Origin of the sequence: Methylobacterium sp. WL6 (assembly GCF_008040095.1) — a bacterium.
GTDB lineage: Bacteria > Pseudomonadota > Alphaproteobacteria > Rhizobiales > Beijerinckiaceae > Methylobacterium.
This window is the reverse complement of record NZ_VRVH01000222.1, coordinates 1-7,640: the sequence shown is the minus strand read 5'-3', so window position 1 is coordinate 7,640 and position 7,640 is coordinate 1. Positions and strand designations below refer to the sequence as shown.

Below are 7,640 nucleotides of genomic sequence, written 5' to 3'. Positions count from 1 at the left end.
CCCCGCCCGGGTCGCGGCGCGCTCAATGGCGCGCCGGACCCTCGCCCGTGCTGGCCCGCGCCGATTCGGCCCCGCGACGGCCCTGCTCGGTGTCGAGCACCGGCGCGAGGCCGAGCTGACGGGCGAGCGAAACCAGATCCTTCAACCGTCCGGTCTGGGTCTTGCGCCGCAGGTTGAGGCGGTGGGTCTCCACCGTGCGGACCGACAGCATCAGGCGGCGCGCGACCTCCTTGTTGCTGAAGCCGGCGCTGAGGAAGCGCAGGACCTCGGCCTCGCGCGGCGTCAGCCCGAGGCTGTCGGCCGGCTCCGCGGACGGGGCCGTGCCCGCCTCGACCTCGCTCCGGGCGATCAGCCGCGGGGCGCCCTCGGCCAGGGCCAGCACGGCGTTGCAGAGGTCCCGCGGCGTGGCGGAGCGGGCCACGAAGGCGTCCGCCCCGGCCTCCCGCAGCGCGTCGACGTCGGCCGCGTTCAGCGCCTGGAACGCCACCAGCGTCCGCAGCGCCGGCAGGCGTGCCTTGAGGTCCACGAGGTGGCTGAGCCCGACCTGCAGCCGGGTCTCGTCCAGGAAGATCAGCGCGACGGTGTTGGCCGGGTCGACCTGGTCGAGGTCGGCCTCGCCGATCGTATGGAGCGCCGGCATGTGCTCCAGCGTCGCGCGGAAGGCGGGATTCAGCTCCTGGGGCTCGTCGAACACCAGGACATCTACGGCCGTACTCATACCGCGCACCCTTCTTTCCCGGCATGGCACAATTCGGCCGGGGTCGGAAGAAGTGTTTCAAGACTCGTTCCAGACGAATCCTGCGGTCTTTCGCAGTCGACTTGTGTCGAAATCAGATACGGCGCCAGGCTTATACTTAACGCGTGTCTCGCGCAGGCACAGCGCGATCAACCTTAACGTCCCTCCGTCTCCGCGACGACCGAGCGACGCAGGACGGCGGGTCCCCGTGCCGGCGAAGCGGACCGGGCTTCAGCCGGCGCGGGCGAGGACGAGGTCGTTCTCGGCCGAGACGACGCGGTCGCGCCCGGAGGTCTTGGCCTCGTAGAGGGCGATGTCGGCACGCTTGGTCAGCGCGGTGACGCTGTCGCCCTCGCACCAGGTGCTGACGCCGAAGCTGCACGTCATGCGCACGGGGCCGCGCGATCCGCGGATGCGGAGGTCCCTCACCTGCAGGCGGAGGCGCCCGGCGACGGCCTCGGCCTCCGCGAGGGAAAGTCCGGGCAGCACCACCGCGAACTCCTCGCCGCCGAGGCGCCCGACGATCCCCTGGGCGCCCAGAAGCTCGGCTACGGCCTTGATCGCGGCATCGCCGACATCGTGGCCGTGCTCGTCGTTGATGCGCTTGAAATGGTCGATGTCGGCGAGCACGGCCGAGAGCGCCCCGTGGTTGCCGGCGCGCTCGGTCGCCGCGCCGACCCGGGCGAAGAAGGCGCGGCGGTTGAGCAGGCCGGTGAGCGGGTCGGTCTCGGCGAGCCGGATCAGCTCGTTCTGCATCGTGGTCAAGCGCTCGGCCGCGCGAAGGCGCGCATGCAGCTCCTCGGCGCTCGGCGGCTTCTCGATGAAGTCGTCGGCGCCGCTGTCCAAGGCCTCGGCGAGGTTCCGCGCGTTGCGCGCCGACGACATCGTGACGACGTAGAGGGGGCGGCGCGCCTCGGCGAGGAGCCGGGCCGACCAGCACAGCTCCAGTCCCGTCACCGGCCGGACCTCGAGGCTGGTGATCAGCACCCGGACGCTCGGGGTCTCCTCCAGGAAATCGCGGGCGGCGGCCGAGTCCGTGAAGGCGCTCACGACATGCCCGCGCGGTTCCAGCAGCCCGGTGATGATCTTGAGGACGACGCGGCTCGAATCGACGATGACGATGTGCATGGCGCGCGATACCGATGGAAACGGGTTCTGGTGCAACCAGGCCTTAAAAACCTTAAGATGCAGTCTCGGCTCGCGCACACGTGGATGATCGGCGACGGAATCGTACGAACGCCGGTCGGCGCCGACGCGGCGCCGAGGACGAGCGGGAACCCCGATTGCGGGTGCGGGAGGCGAGCGTGACCGCGACAGGAAGGTCGGAGGGGGCGGAGGCGGCGCCGTACCCGCGCACGCCGGACGGGCGCTACTTCGTCGTCGGGGAGCGGCTCTGGCGCTGCACCGACCCGCGCCTGCCGGAAGCGGCCCGGCAACGCCACGTCGACGCGCTGATGGATGCGCGCCGCGCCGTCGGGGCGGCCAAGCGGGCCGAACGGAAGGGCGATCCCCAGGCTCCGGCGCTGCTGCGGTCGGCGCGCGGCGCCGTGCAGGCCGCCAAGGAAGCCCTCGGCGAGCGCGGGCCGGTCTGGTGGACGGATGGAGCCGAGGACCAGGGCGGGCGCCATCCGCGCAACACGCCCTATGCCGCGTGGTACGCGGCGCTCACCGAGCCCGAACGCCGATGACGCTCAGCGCCGCGGCACGGAGACCGTGACGACCGAGACGCCGTTCCCGGACTGGACCTGCCCGCCCGAGGTCCAGGCGCCATCGCGTCCGCGCGACAGGATGCGCGGCCCCTGCCCGCGGCGGGAGGCCGGGTGAAGGCCGGGGTTGATCACGGTCAGGCTCGGCGCCGCCACCGGTGCCTCGCGCAGGCCCGAGATCGTCGGGATGCCGTAGGTGCCGTAGCTCCAGGGGGCCGGGACGATGCGGTTCGGCGAGGGCACGCTGCTGAAGGGCGCGCCGATATACGCACCGCGCACCGCCTCATCGGCGAAGCCGTACCCGACCGGACCGCCATAGGCCGAGCCGTAGCCGTAGGGTGCGACGCGCACGGTCTCAGCGTGCGCGGCCCCGACGCCGAGCGACAGGGCGGCGGCGAGCGCGAACCGGGCGGCGATCCGCGAGCGGGACGGATGGTGACGGGTCATGGATCGCAACTCCGGTCGGGACGCTGACATGCGGGGCAAACCCCGGTCTCGCCGATCTCGTTCCGGTCGGCCCGCCCAAGCCACGGGCGAAGACTGCTTAAACCGCGCGGCGAGCGCTGTTGCCCACAGAATTGCGCGCGGCGCCGAAGTCGATCCCGCTCAACGGCAAGTGGTGATACGGCGAACGATCCAGCCTTCGCCCTCGACCCAGAGACGGCGGCGGATCCGGCTGCAGGTGCCGCCGTCGTCCTCGCCCTCGGTGGCCGAGACCGGACGGACGGGGGGCGTCACCTCGGCGACCTTGGTCACGGTCGCGGGGGCGGGGGCCGCCGACGCCGTCGTGGGGGCGGCGAAGCCGAGGAGCGCGACGAGCGCGAGGACGAGAGCAACGGACGTCGTCGACATGGATCTGGGTCTCACCTGGGCAGCTTGGCCGGCGCGCCGGCACCGGAGCGGAGACGCTTCGTGCGTGTCCGAACGGGTAATCCGCGACCCTTCGTTTCGGTTGCAACGCCTGCGCGGATCTCGCGACGAATGCTCCGATTCGGCACGGATGGAGCGCGGATCCCGAACCGCGCCGTGCGCCGCTCAGTCCAGCTGCTGGATCAGCCCGTCGCGGATCGTGACCCGGCGGTCCATGCGGGCGGCAAGCTCCAGGTTGTGGGTGGCGATGAGGGCGGCGAGGCCGGAAGCGCGCACCAGCGAGAGCAGGATCGAGAAGACGTGCCCCGCGGTCGAGGGGTCGAGGTTGCCGGTGGGCTCGTCGGCGAGCAGCAGGCGCGGGCCGTTGGCGACGGCGCGCGCGATCGCGACGCGCTGCTGCTCGCCGCCGGACAGCTCCGCCGGCCGGTGGACGAGGCGGTCCTTGAGGCCGAGGAAGCTCAGGAGCTCGGTGGCGCGCGCCTTCGCCTCGCCCCGCCCGAGCCCGCGGATGAGCTGGGGCATCACCACGTTCTCCAGCGCCGAGAACTCCGGCAGCAGGTGATGGAACTGGTAGACGAAGCCCATCTCCTCACGGCGGAAGCGCGTGCGCTCGGCATCCTTCATCGCTGCGGTCGGCTGGCCGCCGACGTAGACCTCGCCGCCGTCCGGCCGCTCCAGCAAACCGGCGAGGTGCAGCAGAGTCGACTTGCCGGCGCCCGACGGCGCGACCAGCGCGACCAGCTCGCCCGGCCAGATCGCGAGGTCGGCCCCGCGCAGGATGTCGAGCGACCGGTCGCCCTGCGCATAGCGCCGCTCGACGCGGGAAAAGAACAGGGCCGGCACCGGCGGGATGCCGGCGCTCTCGGAGGTGCCGCTCATGGAACTGCCGCTCAGCCGTAGCGCAGCGCCTGCACCGGATCGAGCCGGGCCGCGCGCCAGGAGGGATAGACCGTCGCGGCGAGCGCGAGCAGGAACGAGGTCAGCACCACGACGGTGATCTCGGTGGGGTTCATCTCGGCCGGGATCTCGGCGAGGAACCGCACCGTCGGGTCCCAGGCGCCGGGAAACAGCACGCGCTGGATCGGCTTGATGTTCAGCGTGATCAGGATGCCGAGCCCGAGGCCCGACAGGGTGCCGACGAGGCCGATCAGCGCGCCGTTGATCAGGAAGACGCGCATCACCGTGCCGGGGGTCGCGCCCATGGTGCGCAGGATGGCGATGTCGCTCGACTTGTCGCGCACCAGCAGGATCAGGCCGGAGACGATGTTCAAGGTCGCCACGACGACGATGAGGCTCAGGATCAGGAACATCACGTTGCGCTCGACCTCGAGCGCCCCGAAGAAGGTTCGGTTGCGCTGGCGCCAATCGGTGAGCAGCACCGGCCGCTCGGCCGCCAGCTCCAGCGGCTCGCGCATGGCGGCGACCGCGTCGGGGTTGTCGATGTAGATCTCGATCAGGCTGACGTCGCCCTCGCGGTTGAAGAACGCCTGCGATTCGGCGAGCGGCATGAACACGAAGGTCGAGTCGAACTCGGTCATGCCGATCTCGAAGATCGCCTTGACCGTGTAGCTCTTGGTCCGCGGCGCGGTGCCGAAGGCCGTGGTCGCGCCCTTCGGCGTCGAGAGCGTGATGGTGTCGCCGGCCTGGATCGCCAGGCTGTCGGCGAGCCGGCGGCCGATCAGCACCCCCGAGCCGTCGTCGAAGCCCTCCAGCGTGCCGCCGCGAAGCGACTTGGCGATGCCGCCGATCGCCCCGAGGTCGTCGCCGCGCACGCCGCGGACCAGCACGCCGCTGCCGCCGTAGGGCGACGAGGCGAAGGCCTGGCCCTCGACCAGCGGAATCGCCGCCCGCACGCCCGCCACCTTCGACAGGCGCTCGGACAGGTCGGCGAAATCGGTGAAGGTCCGGTCGATCGGGGTGACGAAGATGTGGCCGTTGATGCCGACGATCTTCGACAGCAGCTCGGTCCGGAAGCCGTTCATCACCGAGAGCACGATGATCAGCGTCGCGACGCCGAGTGCGATGCCGAGGACCGAGAAGAACGCCACCACCGAGACGCCGCCGCCGCGGCGGCGCGCGCGCAGGTAGCGTCCGGCGATGATCCACTCGAAGGCCGCGAACGGCGCGGTCGCCCCGCGCAGCCATGCCGGCTTCCGCGTGCTCGCCTCGGTGCCGGCTTCGACCGCCATCGGAGCCTCAGGCACGCCGGATGCGGGTGATCAGGTCCACCGGCGCCAGGGTCTCGCGCTCGCCGCCGGCGCGGCGCTTCAGCTCGACCTTACCCTCGGCCAGGCTCTTGGGGCCGACCACCACCTGCCAGGGCAGGCCGATCAGGTCCGCGGTGGCGAACTTCGCGCCCGGCCGCTCGTCGCGATCGTCGTAGAGCACGCTGAGGCCGGCGGCCTCGAGCGTCCCCTGGATCTCGGCGCAGGCGGCATCGGTCGCGGCGTCGCCGGTCTTCAGGTTGATCAGCGCGACGTCGAACGGCGCGACCGCATCCGGCCAGATGATGCCGGCCTCGTCGTGCGACGCCTCGATGATCGCGGCGACCAGGCGGCTCGGGCCGATGCCGTAGGAGCCCATGTGGACCGGGCGCTCGATCCCGTCCGGGCCGGCGACCTTGGCGCCCATCGGCTCGGAATACTTCGTGCCGAAATAGAAGATGTGCCCGACCTCGATGCCGCGGGCCGACATGCGGTTCTCCTCCGGCACCTCGGCGAAGGCGTCGGCCTCGTGCATCTCGTCGGTGGCGGCGTAGTGCGAGGTCCAGGCGTCGACGAGGCCCTGCAGGCCGGCGACGTCCTCGAAATCCACGGTCGCGGGCGGGATCTCGAAGTCGAGATAGGCGCGGTCGCAGAACACCTCGCTCTCGCCGGTCTGGGCGAGGATGATGAACTCGTGGCTGAGGTCGCCGCCGATCGGCCCAGTATCGGCCCGCATCGGGATCGCCTTGAGGCCGAGGCCCGCGAAGGTGCGCAGGTAGGCCACAAACATGCGATTGTAGGCGTGGCGGGCGCCGGCCTGGTCGAAGTCGAAGGAGTAGGCGTCCTTCATCAGGAACTCGCGCGAGCGCATCGTGCCGAAGCGCGGGCGCACCTCGTCGCGGAACTTCCAGGAGATCTGGTAGAGGTTCTTCGGCAGGTCCTTGTAGGATCGCACGCTCGCCCGGAAGATCCCGGTCACGACCTCCTCGGCGGTGGGGCCGTACAGCATCTCGCGGTCGTGCCGGTCCTTGATGCGCAGCATCTCCTTGCCGTAGGCGTCGTAGCGGCCCGATTCCCGCCACGGCTCGGCGGACTGGATCGTCGGCAGCAGCAGCTCGACCGCGCCGGCCCGGTCCTGCTCGGTGCGGATCACGTCGCAGACCTTGTTCAGCACCCGCAGGCCGAGCGGCAGCCACGCGTAGATGCCGGCCGATTCCTGGCGCACGAGGCCGGCGCGCAGCATCAACCGGTGCGAGACGATCTCGGCTTCCTTGGGCGTCTCGCGCAAGGTCGGCAGGAAGTAGCGGGACAGACGCATGAGGCTTCTTTGACGGATCCGGCGGTCGGTTCGGGTCTGGCGGCGCGCGCGGACGCCGATCCCGTTGCCGGGGGCACACAACACATTGCAACCGGAAAACACAAGCGGCTTGGGTCTTCGGGGCCGGCCGGAGCCCGGTTTCGTCGCTTCGCCACCCGCCGACGGCCCCGGAGACGGTTCCCTGCAATTTCTCGGCGAAAAAACGCAGATTTGTCCCTTCGACCCGGTGACAGGACGAAATGTTGTTCCTATAAGCAACCCGCGATGGTTGCGTAGCCCCTCAGAGGGAACGCAAAGGTCCGGGTCTCGGGAGGAAAATCGACCGCCACGCAGTCAATGCGTAGGACAACTAAAGGTCGAACCAGATTGACTGCTTGAAAAGCAAGGCCTCGGGCCTTGCTTTTTTGTTTCGTACGCCCGTGAACGCTCAGGCCGGCAGCGGCCCGGTGGCCGGCACGTCTCGAGCGGTGCGCAGGTTGGCCAGCCCGTAGCCCGCCACGCAGAGGTAGCACAGCACCGGCACCCCGAGGGCGGTCCCGAGCCCGGCATGGTCGGCGAGGGTTCCGGTGATCACAGGCACGATCGCTCCGCCGACGATCGCCACGCAGACGATCCCCGACCCCTGCGCCGTGCGATCGCCCAGGCCCTCGATCGCCATCGCGAAGATCGTCGGGAACAGGATCGCGTTGGCGAGGCCGACCGTGAGCAGCGTCCAGGCGGCGACCGACCCGTGGGACAGGGCCGACACCGTGACGAGGAGGCCGGCCGCGACGGCGCAGGCCGCGAGCGCCGCGCCGGCCCGGACA

General features: G+C 70.8%; 8 protein-coding genes and 1 pseudogene. 1 reads left to right on the top strand and 8 read right to left on the bottom strand.

What is annotated here, in order from left to right; translation table 11 throughout:
* Positions 1-22: 22 nt before the first annotated feature.
* Both FV230_RS21350 and FV230_RS21345 read right to left on the bottom strand, forming a co-directional pair.
* Positions 23-718 carry a response regulator transcription factor gene (locus FV230_RS21350; protein WP_147727879.1) on the bottom strand — a complete coding sequence of 232 codons (696 nt, stop codon included), beginning with the start codon at positions 716-718 and terminating at the stop codon, positions 23-25.
* A 249-nt stretch (positions 719-967) separates the two neighbouring features.
* Complete coding sequence (locus FV230_RS21345) at positions 968-1,864, bottom strand: diguanylate cyclase (RefSeq protein ID WP_147727878.1); 897 nt, start codon at positions 1,862-1,864, stop codon at positions 968-970.
* A gap of 176 nt (positions 1,865-2,040) precedes the next feature.
* On the opposite strand from FV230_RS21345, the gene FV230_RS21340 reads away from it, so the two are divergent.
* Positions 2,041-2,424 carry a hypothetical protein gene (locus tag FV230_RS21340; RefSeq protein WP_147843826.1) on the top strand — a complete coding sequence of 128 codons (384 nt, stop codon included), beginning with the start codon at positions 2,041-2,043 and terminating at the stop codon, positions 2,422-2,424.
* 3 nt (positions 2,425-2,427) lie between these two features.
* Here FV230_RS21340 and FV230_RS21335 read toward each other — a convergent pair whose 3' ends face one another.
* The 6 genes and pseudogenes from FV230_RS21335 to FV230_RS29855 all read right to left on the bottom strand — a co-directional run.
* Positions 2,428-2,889, bottom strand: coding sequence for a hypothetical protein (locus FV230_RS21335; protein WP_147843825.1), 462 nt, complete (start codon positions 2,887-2,889; stop codon positions 2,428-2,430).
* 159 nt (positions 2,890-3,048) lie between these two features.
* Complete coding sequence (locus FV230_RS21330; protein ID WP_147843824.1) at positions 3,049-3,294, bottom strand: hypothetical protein; 246 nt, start codon at positions 3,292-3,294, stop codon at positions 3,049-3,051.
* 183 nt (positions 3,295-3,477) lie between these two features.
* A complete protein-coding gene (locus FV230_RS21325) occupies positions 3,478-4,191 on the bottom strand; it encodes an ABC transporter ATP-binding protein (protein ID WP_147843823.1) in 714 nt (237 codons plus the stop codon).
* A gap of 11 nt (positions 4,192-4,202) precedes the next feature.
* The gene (locus FV230_RS21320; protein ID WP_147727873.1) at positions 4,203-5,501 is read right to left on the bottom strand and encodes a lipoprotein-releasing ABC transporter permease subunit; all 1,299 of its coding nucleotides are present in this window, start codon (positions 5,499-5,501) and stop codon (positions 4,203-4,205) included.
* 7 nt (positions 5,502-5,508) lie between these two features.
* Entirely contained in the window at positions 5,509-6,834 is a 1,326-nt protein-coding gene (proS, locus tag FV230_RS21315; RefSeq protein WP_147843822.1) for a proline--tRNA ligase, read from the bottom strand.
* Positions 6,835-7,261: 427 nt separating this feature from the next.
* A pseudogene (locus FV230_RS29855) lies at positions 7,262-7,640 on the bottom strand (glucose/galactose MFS transporter); the annotation flags it as partial.